Origin of the sequence: Thalassospira sp. NFXS8 (assembly GCF_040148805.1) — a bacterium.
Taxonomy (GTDB): domain Bacteria; phylum Pseudomonadota; class Alphaproteobacteria; order Rhodospirillales; family Thalassospiraceae; genus Thalassospira.
Window position 1 is genome coordinate 380285 of sequence record NZ_JAGEMF010000002.1, and the last position, 19377, is coordinate 399661.

The 19377-nt window shown below is 53.5% G+C and carries 16 protein-coding genes; 12 read left to right on the forward strand and 4 right to left on the reverse strand.

The window, feature by feature from the left end:
- The first annotated feature begins 119 nt into the window (after positions 1–119).
- The 4 genes from J4E05_RS11080 to J4E05_RS11095 are packed head-to-tail and all read left to right on the forward strand — an operon-like array spanning position 120 to position 4796.
- Positions 120–1067: a Bug family tripartite tricarboxylate transporter substrate binding protein gene (locus J4E05_RS11080; protein ID WP_085590100.1), complete on the forward strand. Its 948-nt coding sequence runs from the start codon at positions 120–122 to the stop codon at positions 1065–1067.
- Positions 1064–1615 (forward strand): tripartite tricarboxylate transporter TctB family protein, encoded by a 552-nt coding sequence (locus J4E05_RS11085; RefSeq protein WP_349595434.1) that lies wholly within the window; start codon positions 1064–1066, stop codon positions 1613–1615. Before J4E05_RS11080 ends, J4E05_RS11085 begins: the two co-directional genes overlap by 4 nt.
- 43 nt (positions 1616–1658) lie before the next feature.
- The gene (locus J4E05_RS11090) at positions 1659–3173 is read left to right on the forward strand and encodes a tripartite tricarboxylate transporter permease (protein ID WP_349595437.1); all 1515 of its coding nucleotides are present in this window, start codon (positions 1659–1661) and stop codon (positions 3171–3173) included.
- Positions 3174–3197: 24 nt separating this feature from the next.
- The gene (locus tag J4E05_RS11095) at positions 3198–4796 is read left to right on the forward strand and encodes a gamma-glutamyltransferase family protein (protein ID WP_349595440.1); all 1599 of its coding nucleotides are present in this window, start codon (positions 3198–3200) and stop codon (positions 4794–4796) included.
- A 139-nt stretch (positions 4797–4935) separates the two neighbouring features.
- Here the strand turns inward: J4E05_RS11095 and J4E05_RS11100 are convergent, their stop codons facing one another.
- Entirely contained in the window at positions 4936–5667 is a 732-nt protein-coding gene (locus J4E05_RS11100) for a GntR family transcriptional regulator (protein WP_349595443.1), read from the reverse strand.
- Between the two features lie 321 nt (positions 5668–5988).
- On the opposite strand from J4E05_RS11100, the gene J4E05_RS11105 reads away from it, so the two are divergent.
- From J4E05_RS11105 to J4E05_RS11140, 8 genes are all read left to right on the forward strand, one after another.
- Positions 5989–7074 carry an ABC transporter ATP-binding protein gene (locus J4E05_RS11105; protein ID WP_349595446.1) on the forward strand — a complete coding sequence of 362 codons (1086 nt, stop codon included), beginning with the start codon at positions 5989–5991 and terminating at the stop codon, positions 7072–7074.
- Between the two features lie 34 nt (positions 7075–7108).
- Positions 7109–8422: an ABC transporter substrate-binding protein gene (locus J4E05_RS11110; protein ID WP_349595449.1), complete on the forward strand. Its 1314-nt coding sequence runs from the start codon at positions 7109–7111 to the stop codon at positions 8420–8422.
- 96 nt (positions 8423–8518) lie between these two features.
- Entirely contained in the window at positions 8519–9376 is an 858-nt protein-coding gene (locus J4E05_RS11115; protein WP_085590088.1) for an ABC transporter permease, read from the forward strand.
- A gap of 1 nt (position 9377) precedes the next feature.
- On the forward strand, positions 9378–10202 hold the full coding sequence (locus J4E05_RS11120; RefSeq protein ID WP_085590086.1) for an ABC transporter permease: 825 nt from the start codon (positions 9378–9380) through the stop codon (positions 10200–10202).
- 10 nt (positions 10203–10212) lie between these two features.
- Complete coding sequence (locus J4E05_RS11125) at positions 10213–10959, forward strand: aspartate/glutamate racemase family protein (protein ID WP_349595453.1); 747 nt, start codon at positions 10213–10215, stop codon at positions 10957–10959.
- 789 nt (positions 10960–11748) lie between these two features.
- On the forward strand, positions 11749–13773 hold the full coding sequence (locus tag J4E05_RS11130) for an OpgD/OpgG family glucan biosynthesis protein (protein WP_349597548.1): 2025 nt from the start codon (positions 11749–11751) through the stop codon (positions 13771–13773).
- Positions 13774–13846: 73 nt separating this feature from the next.
- Positions 13847–15940, forward strand: a complete 2094-nt coding sequence (gene mdoH, locus J4E05_RS11135; protein WP_085590082.1) for a glucans biosynthesis glucosyltransferase MdoH — start codon at positions 13847–13849, stop codon at positions 15938–15940.
- A gap of 174 nt (positions 15941–16114) precedes the next feature.
- On the forward strand, positions 16115–16594 hold the full coding sequence (locus J4E05_RS11140) for a hypothetical protein (RefSeq protein WP_246832906.1): 480 nt from the start codon (positions 16115–16117) through the stop codon (positions 16592–16594).
- Positions 16595–16911: 317 nt separating this feature from the next.
- Here J4E05_RS11140 and J4E05_RS11145 read toward each other — a convergent pair whose 3' ends face one another.
- The 3 genes from J4E05_RS11145 to J4E05_RS11155 form a co-directional block, all read right to left on the reverse strand.
- On the reverse strand, positions 16912–17802 hold the full coding sequence (locus J4E05_RS11145; protein WP_349595457.1) for an SDR family oxidoreductase: 891 nt from the start codon (positions 17800–17802) through the stop codon (positions 16912–16914).
- 72 nt (positions 17803–17874) lie between these two features.
- Positions 17875–18681 carry an enoyl-CoA hydratase/isomerase family protein gene (locus tag J4E05_RS11150; RefSeq protein WP_349595460.1) on the reverse strand — a complete coding sequence of 269 codons (807 nt, stop codon included), beginning with the start codon at positions 18679–18681 and terminating at the stop codon, positions 17875–17877.
- A 100-nt stretch (positions 18682–18781) separates the two neighbouring features.
- A complete protein-coding gene (locus tag J4E05_RS11155) occupies positions 18782–19315 on the reverse strand; it encodes a thioesterase family protein (protein WP_085590075.1) in 534 nt (177 codons plus the stop codon).
- Between the last annotated feature and the right edge of the window lie 62 nt (positions 19316–19377).

The window sequence follows — 19377 nt, forward strand, 5'->3', positions numbered from 1 at the left end:
TTGTGTTTTTGTGCTTGCGCCGCAGCAATGAAGGTGCAAACAATATTGGCATAAATATAACGAACCATGACTAAAATGGTTTGAGGAAATGATGAACCACTTATCAGGAGGCTGGAGATATGCTTCGCAAAATTGCGATGGCGGCGGGATTGATGCTGGCCGCAGCGGCGGTAACACCGGTTATGGCGCAGGATTATCCGAATAAACCGATTGAATTTATTGTGCCCTGGGGCCCGGGTGGCGGTAGCGACACCCTGATGCGTATTGTTGGCCTTGGCCTGTCGGAAGTGACCGGTCAGCCGGTGCCAATTATTAATATGCCCGGCGTTGGCGGAACGGTAGGCCTGAAGGAATTTGCCAAGCGCCCGGCAGATGGCTATACGATTTCGCAAATCCACGAAGGGTTGTTAACGGCAAATAAAACCGGCATCACCGATCTGGATTGGGACAGCTTTATTCCGGTCGCGCTGGTAGCATCTTCGCCGCAATATCTGACGCTTTCCAAAAACGACAATTTCAAAAATCTTGAAGAATTAAAAGCCTATGCCAAGGCCAACCCGGGCAAGGTGCGCGCCGGTGTGACCCTGGGCGGGGTGCCGCATTTGCACATGGCCATGATCGAGGATGCCCTTGGCGTCCAGTTCAGTTATGTCGGGTTCCGCGACACGGGTGAACGTATTCGCGCCCTGGTGGGCGGCAATATTGATATTGCCATTGGCGATGTTTCATCGGCGAGCGAGTTTGTTAAAAACGGCGATCTGATTTTTGCCGGTGTCGGCACAGAAGAACGCACCGCCGAAGAACCCGATGTGCCAACGATGAAAGAACAGGGCTACGATTTGCAAATGGCGGTGACCCGCGGGGTTGTTCTGCCCAAGGGCACACCGCAGCCGATTGTCGACAAGCTGGCGGATGATTTGAAAAAAGCCATGTCGCTTGATGACATCAAAACCAAAATGAAAAATGCCGGTTCTGCCAATGTCTTTATTGGCGAGGAAGATTACAAAGCCTATCTCGAAAAACTTGATGCTGACGTGACCAAACTGGTCGGCAAGTTGCAGGGATGACGGCCGATACCCCGAAACCGGCGGCGGCAGATGCAGTGGCATCTGCTGCCACGCGGGCCCGAAACGAACTGGCCCGGCTGGTTTCCTATATTGTTTTTGGTGTTGCTGCGGTTTATTGCGCCTGGCGGGCATCATCCTTGCCGACATCACGCTGGGAGCCATTGGGGGCCGGATCTTTCCCCAAACTGGTTTTCATTGTGCTGGCCGCCTTGTGCCTGTTTGCCGCGATCAAGTCGGTGATTGATATTCACCGCAATGGCGGCATGCCCGAAGCGGTTTATGCCTTTGGGCGCTGGCTTAAAATCCGGCGCATTTCCTTTGCGATTTACGGGTTGCTGGTGGTTTACCTTGGCGTGTTGTCCACGTTGGGCTTTTCGCTGGCGACGTTCGGCTTTTTGCTGATTGCACAATTGCTGATCGCAGGTGTGACGCGCCGAACGGTTATTCAGTCTGTTATCGCTGCCCTGGTGTTTTCGTTCGGGCTGAACATGCTGTTTGCCGATGTTTTCAATGTTTTCCTGCCGCGTGGTGTTCTGATTGCCTTTTAGGCAGCGATACAGCGCCGTCACATACTGCTGAAAGTTCAGACATATGTTGGATGCTTTTTTTCAGGGCGCGCATCAGGTTTTTGCCTTTGATACCCTGATTTATATGTTGATCGGGTCGGTGGCGGGTATTGTTGCCGCCGCGATCCCCGGTTTTACCGTGACGATGGCCATTATCCTGACCTTGCCGCTGACCTTTGCCATGGAACCCCTTCAGGGCATTTCGGTGATGTTGTCGGTTTATGTCGGGGGCTATACCGGCGGCCTGATCAGTGCGGCTTTGTTAGGTATTCCCGGCACCCCGAGTTCGGTTGCCACCACCTTTGATGCCTTTCCCATGGCGCGCAATGGCGAGCCGGGCCGCGCCTTGTCGCTGGGGGTGTGGGCATCGTTTTTCGGCACCATTATTTCCACACTGGTGCTGATTGTTGCCGCCCCGCCGTTGGCGGTTGTGGCGGTGCGCCTAGGCCCGTGGGAATATTTTTCGCTGATCGTTTTTGCCTTAACCATTGTCGCCAGTCTGGTGGGTAATTCGCTGATCCGCGGCCTGATTGCCGGGGTGATTGGCCTGGGCCTTGCTACCATCGGGCCGGACCCGATGATGGGCCGCCCGCGCCTGACCTTTGATATGGATTTGCTGGCACCGGGCCTGCCGTTTCTGGTGGTGCTGATTGGCATTTTCGCCATCAGCCAGCTTCTGGACGAGGTCGAAATGCACGGCAAAAAGGTCAATCATGCGCTGATTCCCAAAAGCATCGATTTCAAAACCTGGGAAGTGATGCGCGAAGTTTTGATGCGCCCGGTTAATTTGATCCGATCATCGCTGGTCGGGGTTGTGATTGGGGCGTTGCCCGGTGCCGGGGGCTCGATTGCCAATTTGCTGGCCTATGATCAGGCGAAACGCAGTTCCAAAACGCCGGAAAAATTCGGTCAGGGGATTGCCGATGGGGTTGTGGCCTCCGAGGCAGGTAATTCGGCCACGGCAGGGGGCGGGTTGATCCCGCTGATTTCGCTGGGCATTCCCGGATCGGCAGTGGATGCCATTTTAATGGCATCCCTGATGGTGCATGGCATTAGTGTTGGCCCCAGGCTGATTCTGGATCATGCCGATCTGGTTTATGGCATGTTTATCGCGCTCACCGTTGCCAGCTTTATGATGCTGGTGGTGTGTGTGGCCTCGATGCGGCTGTTTTTGCGGGTTACCGATATTCCCAAACAGTTCATTGTGCCAACCGTGATGATCTGCTGCGTGATCGGGGCTTTTGCCCTGAATAACCGCATGGGCGATCTTTATCTGCTCGGCGCGATCGGGTTGGTGGGCTACATTTTGAAATGTCTGGATTATCCGCTGGCCCCGCTGGTTTTGGGGGTCATTCTTGGCCCGATTGCCGAAACCAATTTGCGCCGTGCGTTAATGAGTGATGGCGACTGGACGGTGTTTTTTACCCGGCCGATTTCTGCCCTGTTTTTGGCAGCGGCGGTTTTGTCGGTTATTTTGAGCATCCGGTCGATCTGGAAAGCCCATAAAAAGGGCAATGGAAACAAAGATGCGCTCGTCTGAGTGCCGCGAGGAGGAATTAAACCCATGAAATTTACCACCGAAGGGCTTTATGCCTCGCGCCGGTCACCGGTGATGGCGCGCAATATCGTTTCGACATCGCAACCACTGGCGGCACAGGCCGGTTTGCGGATGCTGGCCCAGGGCGGTAATGCCGCCGATGCGGCCCTGGCCGCCGCTATCGCCTTGCCGGTGGTAGAGCCAACCGGCAATGGTTTGGGGTCGGATGCCTATGCCATTATTTGGGATGGCACGGAAATTCATGGCTTGAATGCATCGGGCCGTGCCCCGGCGGCGTGGTCGCCCGAACGGTTTGCCGGGCAGGAAAAAATGCCGCAACGGGGGTGGGAGGCTGTCACGGTGCCCGGTGCGGTATCTGCGTGGCGGGCGATATCGGATAAATTTGGCAAATTGCCGTTTGAGAAACTGTTTGAACCCGCCATCGAATATGCCAGCCGGGGCTTTGCCGTATCGCCCATCATTGCCCAGCTTTGGGCCAATGGCGCAAAAGTGTTGCATGACAAACCCGGCTTTGCCGAAGCCTTTATGCCCGGCGGCCGTACCCCCAAAGCAGGCGAGTTGTTTGTTAACCCGGCGATGGCCGAAAGCCTGCGCGATATTGCCCAGACCGGTGGGGATAGTTTTTATAAGGGGCGATTGGCAAAAAAAATTGCCGATTTCGCCCGCCAGCATGGCGCGGCCCTGAATGAAGAAGACCTTGCCAATCATAAGGCGGATTGGTGTGGCACCATCAGCCAGGAATTTGGCGATGTCGCCCTGCATGAAATTCCGCCCAACGGGCAGGGCATTTCGGCGCTGATGGCCTTGGGGATTTTGCGCCATTGCCAGATTGACCAATATAGCCCCGATGACCCCGAGGCGCTGCATCTGGAAATTGAGGCCATGAAACTGGCCTTTGCCGATTTGCACACTTATGTCGCCGATCTGGACCATATGCGCGATGTGACGGTGGAACATTTGCTGTCAGATAAATATCTGGCATCGCGGGCGGCCTTGATTGACCCGGCGCGCGCACAGGATTTTAAGGCCGGGGCACCCGAACATGGCGGGACGGTTTATGTCACGGCGGCGGATGAAAACGGCATGATGGTGTCGTTTATTCAGTCGAATTATCTGGGTTTTGGCTCCGGCGTTGTGGTGCCGGGTACTTCGATTAGCTTGCAAAACCGGGGGCATGGCTTTTCGTTGCAGCCCGGTCATCCCAACCTGGTTGCCGGTGGCAAACGCCCGTTCCAAACCATTATTCCGGCCTTTTTGATGGGCAAGGATGGCAATCCGGTCATGAGCTTTGGCGTCATGGGCGGGCCGATGCAGGCCCAGGGGCATTTGCAAATGACCCTGCGCACCCAGCTTTGGGGGCAGGACCCGCAAACCGCCGCCGATGCTCCGCGCTGGCAGGCCGTTTCCGGGCTGGATGTGGCCGTCGAGCATGTTTTGGGGGATGAAACGATCAAAGCCTTGCGCGCCAAGGGCCATAACATTTTGGTCGAAACGCCCGATCAAACCAATTTCGGCTTTGGCGGGGCGCAGCTGATTGCCAAAACCGATGCCGGCTATGTCGCCGGGTCCGACCCGCGCAAGGATGGTTGTGCCGTTGGTTTTTAAGGTCCGATAGGATCGGGCGATATTATTTCTGTCGGCTTTGCGGTCGAAAAGTAACGGGGCGGGGTGCTTTGGCATCCGGCCCTTTTTTTTTGCCGGGGCGGATTGATGCAAGGCAAGGGGGCAGTAGCCCAAAAACGTTTTAACCTGCCTTGCTGCTGAGATGGCGGCCAAAGATGCTGGCGAAATCGGTTTTGCCGGGTTTTTCGCGATGCAGTTGCAGGCGGTCACGGATATTATCAAGATGCTTTGCCATGCAGGATGCGGCTTCGTCGGGGTTGCTGCCGGTCAGGGCGCGCAACAGTTCGTCATGGTCATCATGCGAACAATCGGCGGGTTGTGGACTTTCATACATCGCAATGATCAACGAGCTTCGCAAAATCAGCCGTTCCAAAAATTCCTCGATCACCAGATTATTGGCAAGGCGGGCCAGTAACAGGTGAAATTCACCGGACAAAATGATGGCCGCACGGTGATCGCCCTCGTGGTGGGCTTTGTGTTCGGCTTGCAGGTGAGCGCGGATTTGTTCGGCCTGATCGTCGTTCATATGCGCGGTGACTTTGCGCACCACGCCATCTTCGATCATGCGGCGGGCGGAAAAAACCTCGATGGCTTCGGCAATAGTCGGTTCGGAAACAAACGCGCCGCGATTGGGCACCAGATTGATCAGTTTGTCGTGGGCCAATTGTAAAAAGGCGGCACGAATACGCGCCCGGCTGACGCCAAAGGTTTTGGCAAGGTCTTCCTCGATCAGCTTCATGCCCGGTTCCAGACGGCGATCAAGGATGGCACCCAGCATTTCCTGATAAATCTGTTCTTCCGGCCGTAATTTTCCGCTGCCGGTGAAGCGTTGGGGCTCGGCGGGGTGGGCCATGGGGCGGGTCTTTCCTGATGGGGGCGAGAAGGTGTGATCTTTAGTTTTTACAAAATTGTTGACGATTTGCATAACAAAAAACTGTCCAACGGCCAGCTTATTGTCAAATAAGTCTAAAAAATATGCATATTATAAAAATTGTCTAAAAACTGTTCATTCGTTGCGTATAAAATTAGCATTTATTCGCGAGGTGGCCCCGAAAACCTCAACCTATAAGATCTGAAATGACGCTTTTGCGCGTTATTTTTGATGTGGCACAGCATTTGCTAACAATAAAAACACAGATTGTTGACAATTTTGCATGCAGTATCGGGTGGGCGGATGACGGGTAACGGGGCCATTGAGCTGATCGCTGTCAGTAAATATTACGGCAGTACAATCGCAGTCAAATCGATCGATCTCAAAATTCCGGCTGGCGCTTATTGCTGTCTGATCGGTCCATCGGGCTGCGGCAAGACAACAACCCTTCGCATGATAGCCGGTCACGAGGCGATCAGCGAGGGGGATCTGCTGATCGGACAGCGCAACGTTACGGAATTGCCACCGGTTAAACGTGGCACGGCAATGATGTTTCAGAACTACGCGCTGTTTCCGCACATGAGCTGTGCTGAAAATGTCGCGTTCGGCCTGCGTATGCAGGGTGTCTCCCCGGCGGAGCGGGCCGAACGTGCGACCGAAATGCTGGCCCGTGTCCATATGGAAAAATTTGCAGATCGCAAGCCCGACCAGCTTTCGGGTGGGCAGCAACAGCGCATTGCGCTCGCTCGCGCCCTGATCACCCAGCCCGAAGTTTTGCTGCTTGATGAACCTTTGTCGGCGCTGGACCCGTTTTTGCGCGCCCGGATGCGTGATGAATTGCGCCGCCTGCAACAGGATTTGGGCATTACCTTTGTTCATGTCACTCACGCCCAGGACGAAGCCCTGGCCCTGTCGGACATGGTGGTGGTGATGGAGGACGGGGTGATCCGCCAAAAGGGTCGCCCGGAGGAAATTTTCAACCGGCCCAAATCGCGCTTTATTGCCAATTTTATGGGTGGGCAGAACATTTTTAAAGGCAAGGTCGCCCGGGCCGATGCCACAACTACGATTATCGAGCGCGGCCCTGACCAGTTTGTATTGCCGGTTCACGGGGATGCGAAGACGGGCGAAGATCTGGAATTTACCATTCGTACCGACCTGATTGGTCTGGCGCAGGAAATTCCCGCCGGGGCAGGGCAAAGCCAGATTCCGGTTGAAATCACCACAGTGGAATATTTGGGACTTTGGGTGCGGATCGTTGCCACCACGGTAGATGGCAAGGACATCACCCTTATGAAGACCGAAAGCGAATTTCGGCGTGCGCCTGTGCGCAGGAAGGAAAAGTTTATCGCCTATTGGGAACCCGAACACGCACATGTTCTGGCCTGAAATCAAAAAAACATCGTTTTATCAGGAGCTTCACATGACGACCGAAAAAAGCAAATTGAAGTCCATTCTTCCAGGCAAGGATGTTACCCGTCGCGGTTTCCTTAAAGGGGCTGCGGCCACGGCCGGTGTTGCGATTGGTTCGGGAGCCATTACAGGTTTCCCCACCATCTGGGCGCAGAACATTAAAAATGTGACCTTGCGCCAGTTTGGCACCGGGGTTTCCAACATCAATGCCGTTGCCGACAAGGTGAAGGAAGATCTGGGTTTCACCCTGCAAATGACGGCCCTTGATTCCGATGCGGTGGCCCAGCGCGCCGTCACCCAGCCCAATTCATTTGATATTGCCGATATTGAATACTGGATTTGCAAAAAGGTTTTCCCGGCCGGCACGCTTCAGCCGATGGACGTTGCCAAGATCAAGAATTACGACAAAATCTCGCCGCTGTTCATTACCGGCAAGCTGACGCCTGATTCCAAAATTGCCCAGGGCACAGCCCCGCACAAGGTTGGTTTTGTCGAAGGCCCGGACAGCACCGATTTTGCCAGCGCCCCGACCCAGTGGATGACGCTGATTCCGACGATTTACAATGCAGATACCCTGGGTATTCGCCCCGATCTGATTGGGCGCCCGATCAATAGCTGGGCCGAATTGCTGAACCCGGAATTTAAAGGCAAGGCATCAATCCTGAATATTCCGGCGATTGGCATTATGGATGCGGCCATGGTTTCCGAGGCAATGGGTGCAATCACCTATGGCGACAAGGGCAACATGACCCAGGAAGAAATCAATAAAACCATTGCCCTGATGATTGAAGCCAAACGGGCCGGGCAGTTCCGCGCATTCTGGAAAAGCTTTGATGAGTCGGTCAATCTGATGGCGTCGGGCGAAGTTGTGATCCAGTCGATGTGGTCCCCCGCGATTGCCGCGGTGCGGTCCAAAGGCATCGAATGCAAATATCAGCCGCTTAAGGAAGGTTATCGGGCATGGGGTGGCGGCATTGGTTTGGCCAAGCACCTGTCGGGCCTCGAGCTGGAAGCGGCCTATGAATATATCAACTGGTATCTGTCGGGCTGGGTTGGGGCGTATCTTAACCGTCAGGGGTATTACAGTGCAGCCCCTGCAACCGCCCAAAAATTCATGTCCGATGATGAATGGGGATACTGGATGGAAGGCAAGGAAGCGCAGGGCGACATTATGAGCCCCGAAGGCAAGGTTATGGAAAAAGCCGGTGCCGTACGCGATGGCGGTTCCTATGAAGAACGTATGGGCCATGTGGCGTGCTGGAATTCCGTTATGGATGAAAACAAGCACATGGTTCGTAAATGGAACGAATTTATCGCTGCCTGATGCGATGAAAATTTGAGCCGGGTCGCTGCCAGGGCGGCCCGGACTTCGCCCATGACGGCGAACCTTTTTCACGATTTCTGATTTTGGCGGGATGGCATGTCAGCACCCAATTCCAAACGCGGTTCCTATTTTCTGATCACGCCTATGGCGCTGGTGTTTGCCATTTTTCTGGTCATTCCATTGCTGACCATCGTTGTGGTCAGTTTCTGGGATTACGATGAATACCGCATCCTGCCCGATTTCATTTTTGAGAATTACAGCTACTTGCTGGGATCGTCAGTGACCTGGCAAATCTATTTAAATACGTTCAAATACGCCGCCCTGACCTGGGCCTTTACCCTGGGTATCGGTTTTACCGTGGCCTATTTTCTGGCCTTTCATGTGCGCAGTTTAACCTGGCAGATCATTTTATTTATGGTGTGCACCATCCCGTTCTGGACCTCAAACATCATCCGCATGATTTCGTGGATCCCGTTTTTGGGACGCAATGGCTTGCTTAATCAGGCCTTGATGGGGACCGGCATTATTCACGAACCACTTGAGTTTTTGCTGTTTTCCGATTTCGCGGTGGTGCTGGCCGACGTGCATTTATACACGCTGTTCATGGTGGTGCCGATTTTCAATTCGATGATGCGCATTGACCGGTCATTGATCGAGGCGGCCCGCGATAACGGTGCCAGTGGCTGGGCAACGCTGCGTCATATTATTGTACCGCTTTCCAAACCGGGCATCGCCATTGGCTCCATTTTCGTCATTACGGTGGTGATGGGCGATTTCATTACTGTGCGGCTGATGAGCGGCGGGCAAAGTGCCTCGGTCGGGTTACAAATTTCCAATGAGATCGGGCTGTTGCAATATCCGGCGGCAGCGGCCAGTGCGGTTGTGTTGCTGATTACGGTTTTGCTGATCGTCACCGCCCTTTTGCGCCTCGTCGATATTCGCAAGGAGCTTTAACATGGTCAGAACCCGCGAAAAACGGCCCACGGCCTTTTATATCCTTGCCGCATTTTTTGCCCTGTTTGTGCTGTTTTTATATGGGCCGATGCTGACCATTTTTATCCTGTCTTTTCAGGGCGAAAATGGCGGGCTGACATTCCCGATGAACGGATTTTCGTTTCACTGGTTTGTAAACCTGTTTCAGCAACAGGCAGTGGGCGATTTTGGCGGGTCTTTTCTGCGGTCATTAAAACTTGGCGCAATTGTTATGGTGGTAACAGTTGTCGTATCCTTTATGGCGGGGCTGGCGTTTCGGCGGCGCTTTCGCGGTGACACCTTTGTTTTTTACCTTGCCATTGCCAGCTTGATCGTTCCTTCGATCCTGATCTCGCTGGGCATTGGTTTGCTGTTCAATATTTTTCAGATCCAGCCGCATTGGTACAGTTCCGGCCTTGGTGCCCATTTGACCTGGACATTCCCGTTTGGCCTTTTGATCATGTTTGCGGTGTTTAACCGGTTTGATCCCTCGTTCGAGGAAGCGGCGCGTGATTTGGGGGCGTCAAACTGGCAAACCATTCGCCATGTGGTGTTGCCCATGGTGGCCCCCAGCCTGATCGGGGTGGCGATGTTTTCTTTTACCCTGTCTTACGATGAGTTTGCCCGCACCCTGATGACGGCTGGTTCGCTAAATACCCTGCCATTGGAAATTTATGGCATGACCACAAATGTCACAACGCCGGTTCTTTATGCGCTCGGCACGTTAACCACCGTATTTTCCTTTGTCATCATTGGTTTGGCATTTGGGGCGGTTTTGTTGTTGCGTCGTCGCAAGGCGATAGGGTGAGGCCGCTAAGATGTCAAAAATAGCCATCATCAACCCCAACATGTCGGCGGGGTTTACCAATAAAATACGCGAGCAGGCCTGCAAAATTGCCTTTCCACATAACGAAATTCTGGCCCTGAACCCACGCTTTGGCCCCGATAGCATCGAAGGTTATTATGACGAAGCCTTTGCCAGCGTGGGCCTGTTATCGGTTATCCGCGAGATCGACCCCACCGGGATTGAAGGTTATGTCGTGGCCTGTTTTGACGATACCGGCGTTGATGCCGCCCGATGTTTGACTGCCGCCCCCGTGATGGGGCTGTGTGAAGGGGCGGTGCGCTTTGCCCAGGCCCTTGCCGGGCGCTATGCGATTGTGACACCGATGGCGGTTTCTGTGCGCCCGCTGGAACATCTGGTGCGTAAATATGGCGCGGATCGCGATTGTGTGGTGCGTGCAGCCGGGGTGCGGACCCTTGATTTTGAAGGATCGCAGGCCGAAATCGCCTATACCGCCTTATATGATGCCGCGCGCAAAAGTTTGCAAAGCGACGGTGCCGAGGCGATTGTACTGGGCTGTGCTGGCATGACCGACATTGCGGATCGCTTAAAAAATGACCTGGGTGTGCCGGTGATTGACGGGGTACAGGCCGCAATTAAAATGATTGAAGGCATGGCAGCCTTGAAGCTTTCTACCAGCAAACACAGTACCTATGGCCAGCCTCCGGCAAAATCATATCATGGGATGTTTGGTGAGTTTGCTCCGTTACCCCTGATTTGAAAATAAACCGTGGCGGTATGTCGATTGCCGGACCTTAATACAGGGCGAGGGGGAGGCATATATTCGGGAAGCCGATTTTTGCATAATTGATGTTTATGCTGGCAAGACCTGTTTATCGGGGCGGTTGCATAGCCACGGGTGCATTTTTCTATGTGTATCAAGAAGTAGGTTTGCCTGCCAGACAACGGCCCGATGATTGGTTCCGGCTTTCGGGATTTGGCATAATCGGTGGTGTAAGAACGGTGCGGACTCGGTTCGCATTGGTTTTTTTTATTAAAATCGCATCCATACCCAAGTATAGATCGTTAAAATCAAACACGATTGTATCGGTGAATCAAAATTGCAATTCAGGGTTTTGTTGCTTTGCAAAATAAAGCATCGTTTTGGGGAGGCCGGTTTTATGTGTGGGCTGGTAATAATCGGGAAACGACGGTTTCCTGCCCATAGAAGCCTTGTTTTTCAACAAAAATTGCACCGAATTTGAGAAGGACTTTGCCGGGCGATGATGCCGGGCAGGCATAATTCTGGTGAATTTATTGCGACGCACAATTTCAAAAAATCAAAGATTTTTCATGCTTCTGGCACGGTTTGTGGAAACATTCCCATCGCCCCTGCGTTGAACATGCGAAAAACTGGCTTTTCAAGACCTTAAACAGGGCCTAAATCCGTACAGGCAAGATCGACCGGGCGGGGGCGTCGTTGATGATTGTTCCATGCTGTCACATTGCTGCCCCGTTCATCGTGCAAAAGCCCGCAAGGCATTCAAACAAAGGTTTCGGCGTGAAAAAAATGCAAATTTGCCAGCAGGTTGACCAGCAGCGTGTCGCACGGAAAGGCTTTTCTGTTTCCCGGATGGGGATGGTTTCCGCGTTTGTTATTGTCGCGTTGTGCCTTGGGGCGCAACCGGGTTTGGCCGCAAATAGCAAGGCGGGCGCTGCAACAAAGCAGGCTGCTGCCCCGGCCCCGGCAAAGAATGAACCGTTAGCTGCCACCGATAGTGGCGGCACGGATGGCGCGGCACCACAATCAGCCGTGCCTGTGGCCGAGACGCAAGACGCGGCTAATGATGGAACCGGCAAGGCGCCAGCCGCGGATAATGCGGCAGCGACGGCAAATGCCAATAATTCCCCGACGGCCGAGCAGGCGCAGGCCACGGGCAATGCCGGTGGTGACGAGCCAAAAACCGATACCGGAAATGGCGAATCCGCCCCGGCAACGGATGGCGGGGCCAGCGCTGAGGGTTCTGCCGCAGGCGAAAATGCGCAAACGCCGGGTGCGGATGCTGCAAATGATGCCGTTAATACGGGTGATGCGGCGAAGGCCGGTGATAACAATGCCCAGGCGGCCAATGCTGACCAGAAACCGCCGTTTAGTCCGGACCTGGTCATTGACCGCGCGCGTGAACTGGCGAAAAAGCCATTTGAAAATCCGCACCGTGAATTGCCCGGTGCGCTGGCCGATCTGGATGCGGCACAATATGCCAAAATCAAATTCAAGGCAGATCAGGCATTTTTAAAGGATTCCGCCACCGGTTTTTCGATGGAGCTGTATCATCCTGGTTATATGTATGATGTGCCGGTTGGCATTAATCTGATCAGGGATGGTAAAACACAGCCGGTTCCCTATTCATCCAGTCTGTTTGATTTTGCCGATACGGGCCTTTCCGATAATAATGTCGGGGCGCAGGGCTATGCCGGGTTCCGTCTGAAATATCCGCTCGACTCGGTTAAAAGTAATGAAGAACTGGCATCTTTTTTAGGGGCCAGTTATTTCCGTGTTATGGGCCGTGATCAGGTGCGCGGCCAGTTGGCGCGTGCCCTTGCGATTGATCTGGCGGGGCCGTCGGGCGAGGAATTTCCGGTATTTCGGGAATTTTGGGTTGAACAGCCGACCGACCCCTGGGGCAAGGTTACGGTTTATGCGTTGCTAGACAGTGCGCGTGTGACCGGGGCCTATCAATTTGATATTTTCCCGGGTGAACGGACTGTTTCGTCGATCAAGGCGACATTGTTTTTCCGCGATCAAATTCAAAAACTGGGAATTGCCCCACTTAGCAGCATGTTCCTGTTTGGCGAGCAAAAACGCCGCCATTTTGATGATTATCGCAACGAAGTGCATAATAGCGATGGCTTGCTGATTCATAACGGCCAGGGTGAATGGTTGTGGCGGCCGCTTGATAACCCCAAAAATTTGCAGATAAGCTCGTTTCTGGATCAGAACCCGCGTGGATTTGGCCTGATGCAGCGTGATCGCAATTTTGACCATTATCAGGATGCCGGCGCACATTTTGAAAAACGCCCCGGTTACTGGATTACGCCGAAAGGGGATTGGGGCAAGGGCCATGTGGAACTTGTTGAAATTCCCTCGCCCGATGAAACCAACGAAAACATCGTTGCCTTCTGGGTGCCGGACACCAAGCCAAAAGCAGGCGATGAACTGCAAATTTCCTATGATCTAACCGCCATGAGCGATGGTCGCGAATTGCACGGGATGGCACGCGCACTTGATACACGTATTGCGCCGATCCCCGGCGGGGACGAGGATAATGGTGGTATTCACCGCTTTATTCTGAATTTCCGTGGTGGCGACCTGGATTATTATATGGATGATATTGCCAGTCTTAAGGCCGATGTCAGTGCATCGAATGCCAATGTCAGCAATATCCGGGTGGAAAAAGATGCGGAGAATGGCGGTGTGCGGATGACGTTTGATCTGGCCGGGACGGGTGAAACACCAACATCAAACCTGCGGGCTTTCCTGCATTACAAGGATCGCGTCATTAGCGAAACCTGGACCATGCCGTGGGCATTTTAACGCGGCGTTCGGCCTGCCCGAATTTTTATGTGTGTAATTTCCAAACAGCCCTTTCTGCTCAGGAACAAAATTAATGACCGACAGCCCGGCGATGCCCCGTACCCCAGAAGAACTTGACCCGGCCGTTAAGCTTGCCGGGCCATCGTCGGTGGTGCGGCGCATATTTTTGTTTGGTGCAGCCCTGGTAACCACGTTTTACGCCGCGTGGTTGATGTCGGATGTTTTGGGCGCTGACCAGTTAACGGCGATGGAAATGGTGGTGATTACGTTTTTCACCATTAACTTCGCCTGGATCGCGTTGTCATTTTATACCGGGGTTGTCGGTATTTTCCTGCGCGCCTTTAGCATTGATGCCATCACCTTGCGCCGGATGAAGCCGATTAACCGCAAAGGTAAGCTGAAATCAAAAAACGTGGTGGTTATTCCGGTTTATAATGAAAGCCCGGACCGGGTTTTTGCCGGTTTGCGCGCCAGTTATGAAAGCCTGGTCGCCACGGGCGAAATTGATGCCTTTGATTTTTTTGTTCTGTCTGACACCCGCGATCCTGATATCTGGATTGCCGAGGAAATGGCATGGTCGCGTACCTGTGCGGAATTAAATGCGCGCGGAAAAATATTCTTCCGTCGTCGCTCGGAGAATACCGAACGTAAATCGGGCAATCTTAAGGAATTCTGCGAAACCTATGCATCGAACTATGATCATATGATTGTGTTTGATGCCGACAGCGTAATGTCGGGCGAGGCCATGGTGAATATGGCTTACCTGATGGAAAACAACCCGGACTCGGGCATTATTCAAAGTCCGCCGCAGCCAACGGGGCGGTCCACCCTTTTTGCCCGTATTTTGCAGTTCATTTCGCGGGTTCACGGCCCCACCATGTCGGCCGGGCTGGCGTTTTGGTGCATGGGCAGTTCCAACTATTGGGGCCATAACGCCATTATCCGGGTGCAGGCCTTTATCGATTGTTGTGGCTTGCCGGTTTTGTCGGGTAAGCCGCCGATGGGCGGCCATATTTTAAGTCACGATTTTGTCGAGGCCGCCTTTATGCGTAAGGCCGGTTGGCGGGTATGGCTGATCCCGCAGTTGGAAGGCAGTTGGGAAGAGTTACCACCAAATCTGATTGACTTTGCCGTACGCGACCGGCGCTGGTGCCAGGGCAACATGCAACATGCACGGCTTTTCTTCGCGCCGGGCTTTTTGCCGCTGTCGCGCCTGCATTTCTTTATGGGGGTGATGAGCTTCCTGTCCTCGCCATTGTGGTTTTTGCTGCTGTTAAGTTCGACCATTGCAACACTGCAAAATTCGCGCCTGACCTATAGCTTTTTCCCGGGACAGTTCACGATGTTTCCGCAATGGCCGGTTGACCGGTCGATGGAAATGGTGGTGTTGCTGGTTTTCACCATTGGCATGTTGATTGTGCCCAAGGTGATTTCGGTGTTCATGGTGTTTTTGGGCCGGGACCGGCGCAAATATGGCGGGGCAGCCGTGTTGTTAAGCGGCCTTTTGGAAATGGTTTATTCCGCACTTCAGGCGCCAATCATGATGACCCTGCATTCGCGGTTTGTGTTTTCGGTTTTAACCGGGAACCAGGTTGGTTGGGATGCGCAGGAACGTGACGATACCGGTGTGCCGTTTATGGCGGCTGTCAAAACCCATATCGGCATTATTATTGTTGGTCTGGTTTGGGGCGCGATTGCGCTTTACGTCGATAGTGCGTTTTTCTGGTGGTTAACGCCTATTCTGGCCGGGCTGGTTTTGTCGCCCTGGTTAACGCATTGGTCCAGCCTGTTGTGGCTGGGGCAAAAGGCGCGTAAATTTAAGCTGTTTCTGACCCCTGAAGAAACCGCAACGCCCGAAGAACTGGCATCGTTATATCGGCTGATGGATGACCACCCGGGCGACGATGTGCGTGACGGATTGCTGCAATTGATCGAAGATCCTTATGCCAATGCCCTGCACAGTGCGTTGTTGCCAGCCCGCAAGCCTGATCGCCGTACCCAGATTGAAGTGGGCATTATCTATGAAAAACTGGCCCGCTTGGGGGTTGAGGCGCTGACAAAGGAAGAGAAGCTCAAGATTTTGTCGTGGCCGGTAAAGCCGCTGGACCAGATTATGGCCGGGCAGCATTTGATCGGGGCAGAAAGCCCTGAAAAAACTTCGGCTTAGCCAGCAAAAAATATACGCATAATTGGTATGGCCCCATGTGGGCATTGCATGGCCCCTGCCACAAAAACGTCTAAGTTTCGGCAAAGATTCGGACTATATTCAGGGCATTGTGAAGATCAACGACAACAAGAAAGCTGCAGTTAACTTTCACATAACCCGAGCAGGGAATGCATCATGGTTGAAATGAGTAACGTGGAAATTTCAAATTCAGGTACGTCGAACGAACCGGCAGCAATGTCGCGGTTGTTGAATGAAACGGCACGCGCATGGACCCGGTCCTTTGGTGTTCGCAGCGAGATTGCTGAAGATCGTTTGGTGAACGAACTTCGTGCGGCTCTGCGCGACGACATGGTTGGTGCGGTTGCCAAGGGCAATTTGCAGGACATGCTTGATGAAGCTGCCCACACCGCTATTGCAACATGGTTGTCCCATGTAACGGGTGACGAAGCGACACATGGTGCCAACAAGTTTGCCATGCTGCGCTGCGCATTTTTATCAGCCAACGAAAACAAGGGCTGGTGTGAACGTTTTCTAGATCGCAATCAGGGCTGCCAGGATTTGAATATGGCCTTGCAGGCGCAGATGATGTTGCCGACTCCGGCCCGTCAGGAACGTGTGATGCCGCGCCAGACGCTTGAAACACGCGCTTCGTAATCATTTGATTTAAAAATTTTTGCCGGAATACAATTCCGGTTGCCCAAAAGATGCCGCCCGGTACCAAAGCCCGGCGGCACTTTTGTTTTTAGCCCGTTTCTGACAGGCCGCTATGCGCAAAAAAGAACCCGCCCGGTAGGGGGCGGGTCGAGTTCGCGGGCGAATGGGGCCGCCCCGTCATTGGTTTGGCCCCTATTGTGGTATCCGGGCCAAGGCCCCGATACCGACGAATGGTATGATTTTCAAACTGGCAAAACGGACGAATTCTTTAGTGTAGTGGCAATCTGGCGTCGGCAGCGTGCCGCGCCGTTGCGCGGTCAGTTTTGGTAATGAGCGCCAATAATTTTCAGCAGCCCGGCGACATGCGGGTCATAGGCACCGTTTTTATCGGTTTCATAAAAGAAATCGGGAAAGGGTTCTTTACCCGGTGTCAGGTTATAGGCTTCAAAATCGTTAATGCCGATGGCTTCAAGCACGCATTCATCCGTGAAAAAACCACCACTTACCTGCCGTGCCGGGCTGGTTAAAATGGCGTGGGCAGCATCGGCCAGAATTTGCGGTTTGCGTGCCCTGCCTGCTTCAAGACCGGGGATCATGTTTAAGGCGGCGGTTTCAATAACCGTGACCGGCCACAGCGAATTAACGCCAATGCCATCATCGGCAAATTCAGCAGCCAGACCAAAGGTTGCCAGGCTCATGCCGTATTTTGACATGGTATAGGCGGGGTGGTTGGCAAACCAGTGCGGGCTCATGTTTGGCGGGGGCGACATGGTTAAAATATGGGGATTATCCGATTTTAACAGATGGGGCAGGCAGGCCTGGGCACAGGCGAATGTCGCACGGGTATTAACCTGGGCCATCAAATCATAACGTTTCATCGGGGTTTGTAATGTCGGCGTCAGGTTAATCGCACTGGCATTGTTGATCAGGATATCAATGCCACCAAAATGATCGACGGTTTGTGCCACGGCAGCGGCGATCTGGTCTTCATCGCGGATATCGGTTTTCAGGGGCAGAGCCTTGCCGCCTGCGTCTTCAATTTCCTTTGCCACGCTATAAATGGTGCCGGGCAGTTTCGGGTGCGGTTCGTCGGTTTTGGCGATAATTGCAATATGCGCCCCATCGCGGGCAGCGCGCAGGGCAATTTCACGGCCAATGCCGCGCGATGCCCCGGTAATGAAAAGGGTTTTGCCTTTGAGGTCGGCCATGATTTTTCCCTGAATATTATTTTGTTTAACAGTGGTCGGACGGGTACGGTTTTCTGTTTTTTGTGGCTTGGTTTAAGTGCGGTTAAAGACCGGTTTGCGCTTTTCAACAAAAGCAGCCACACCTTCGCGGAAATCATCGCTGATGGCGCATTGGGCAAAGCACTGTGCCTCGGCGGCCAGTTGGGTGTGCAGATCATGGTCCGGTGCGGAATTAAGAAGTGCCTTGGTTCGGGCCAATGCCGCGCGCGGGCCGGCGGCCAATCGTTTGGCAAGTTTGGCGGTGGCCCAATCAAGTTCATCCTGGGCGACCATCTGGTTAATCAGCCCCAGACGCAGGGCGTCGCTGGCATCAAACCTGTCCCCCAAAAAGGCAATTTCCTTGGCTTTTTTCATGCCGACAAGCCGAACCAGCGAATGGGTAGCTCCACCATCGGGGGATGTGCCTATATGGCAATAGGCCAGGGTGAAAACGGTTTCATTGCTGGCAATTGCCAGATCACACGCATTCATCAGGCTGATGCCAAACCCGGCAACAGCACCATTAAGCCGGGCGATAACCGGGCGGGGTAAATCGGCCAGGCGGGTGATGATTTGATGAACCTTATCGATCATGGCGGTGATTTTGGGTTGGGCTTCGTCAGCGGGGATTTGACCAAGTGTGTGAAAAAACTTTACATCGCCCCCAGCCATAAAAGTGCCGCCGGCACCTGTGATGACAACCGCGCCAATATTTTCCATTTCGGTATCGATTTGGTCTAGTGCTGCCAACAAACCTGTGATCATCGCGCCATCAAGGGCGTTCATGCGGTCTGGCCGGTTCAGGGTGATGGTGGCAACATCGTTTTCAATGTTCAGGGTAACAGCATCTTGCGATGTCATTTGGCTTCCTCCCCGCGCAAAGGCGGTCCTGTTATCTATTGGTATTTTGTTTGATGATGCCTTCTTTGGTTTGGGCATCTGCGGGGTGGTTCGGGCCGGGTTAAATTGCACCTAGTCGTTCTTCAATGGCATTTTCGATGTCGGGCCAGCCACTTAACCAGTCGGGAACATCGGGCGACGGGTCCATCATGCCCAGTTCATTGCAGATATGGGCCGGGCGAATAACCCCGCCGCGCCCAACAAACACTGCCTTGACCACGGCCAGCGCCAGTGTTTTACCGTCGGCAACAAAGCGTTGTTCCAGATAAAACCCCTGTTCGTCCCAATACAGCGCCTGTGTCTCGAGATGAAAGCGCTGAAACGGTTTGATGGCGCGTTTGAACCGCATGGTCGATACCGAAACGACCGGCTGCCATTTGTGTTTTAACACCAGCCGGAAAATACCGGTCCGCAGGATCAATTCGGTGCGGCCCAAATCCATCAGGGCAAAATAGCGCGAATTGGTCATGTGCATATTGATGTCAAGATCGGTCGGCCATGTACGAAATGCCAGTGCCGACGGATCCATCGGGTGCATGGCGGGCCGCAACCACCCCAAAAACAAAATGCGGATCAAGCGAAAGATCAAATTCATCGTCTGCCCCGAATTTTCCCGCTATTGTGCGGTTTTAAAAGGAAGTTGCGGACCCGAAACAA

Bases quoted from the DNA above. Each gene is read 5' to 3' on its own strand.
- J4E05_RS11080 (WP_085590100.1), top strand. From the start codon at position 120: ATGCTTCGCAAAATTGCGATGGCGGCGGGATTGATGCTGGCCGCAGCG.
- J4E05_RS11085 (WP_349595434.1), top strand. From the start codon at position 1,064: ATGACGGCCGATACCCCGAAACCGGCGGCGGCAGATGCAGTGGCATCT.
- J4E05_RS11090 (WP_349595437.1), top strand. From the start codon at position 1,659: ATGTTGGATGCTTTTTTTCAGGGCGCGCATCAGGTTTTTGCCTTTGAT.
- J4E05_RS11095 (WP_349595440.1), top strand. From the start codon at position 3,198: ATGAAATTTACCACCGAAGGGCTTTATGCCTCGCGCCGGTCACCGGTG.
- J4E05_RS11100 (WP_349595443.1), bottom strand. From the start codon at position 5,667: ATGGCCCACCCCGCCGAGCCCCAACGCTTCACCGGCAGCGGAAAATTA.
- J4E05_RS11105 (WP_349595446.1), top strand. From the start codon at position 5,989: ATGACGGGTAACGGGGCCATTGAGCTGATCGCTGTCAGTAAATATTAC.
- J4E05_RS11110 (WP_349595449.1), top strand. From the start codon at position 7,109: ATGACGACCGAAAAAAGCAAATTGAAGTCCATTCTTCCAGGCAAGGAT.
- J4E05_RS11115 (WP_085590088.1), top strand. From the start codon at position 8,519: ATGTCAGCACCCAATTCCAAACGCGGTTCCTATTTTCTGATCACGCCT.
- J4E05_RS11120 (WP_085590086.1), top strand. From the start codon at position 9,378: ATGGTCAGAACCCGCGAAAAACGGCCCACGGCCTTTTATATCCTTGCC.
- J4E05_RS11125 (WP_349595453.1), top strand. From the start codon at position 10,213: ATGTCAAAAATAGCCATCATCAACCCCAACATGTCGGCGGGGTTTACC.
- J4E05_RS11130 (WP_349597548.1), top strand. From the start codon at position 11,749: ATGCAAATTTGCCAGCAGGTTGACCAGCAGCGTGTCGCACGGAAAGGC.
- mdoH (WP_085590082.1), top strand. From the start codon at position 13,847: ATGACCGACAGCCCGGCGATGCCCCGTACCCCAGAAGAACTTGACCCG.
- J4E05_RS11140 (WP_246832906.1), top strand. From the start codon at position 16,115: ATGGTTGAAATGAGTAACGTGGAAATTTCAAATTCAGGTACGTCGAAC.
- J4E05_RS11145 (WP_349595457.1), bottom strand. From the start codon at position 17,802: ATGGCCGACCTCAAAGGCAAAACCCTTTTCATTACCGGGGCATCGCGC.
- J4E05_RS11150 (WP_349595460.1), bottom strand. From the start codon at position 18,681: ATGACATCGCAAGATGCTGTTACCCTGAACATTGAAAACGATGTTGCC.
- J4E05_RS11155 (WP_085590075.1), bottom strand. From the start codon at position 19,315: ATGAATTTGATCTTTCGCTTGATCCGCATTTTGTTTTTGGGGTGGTTG.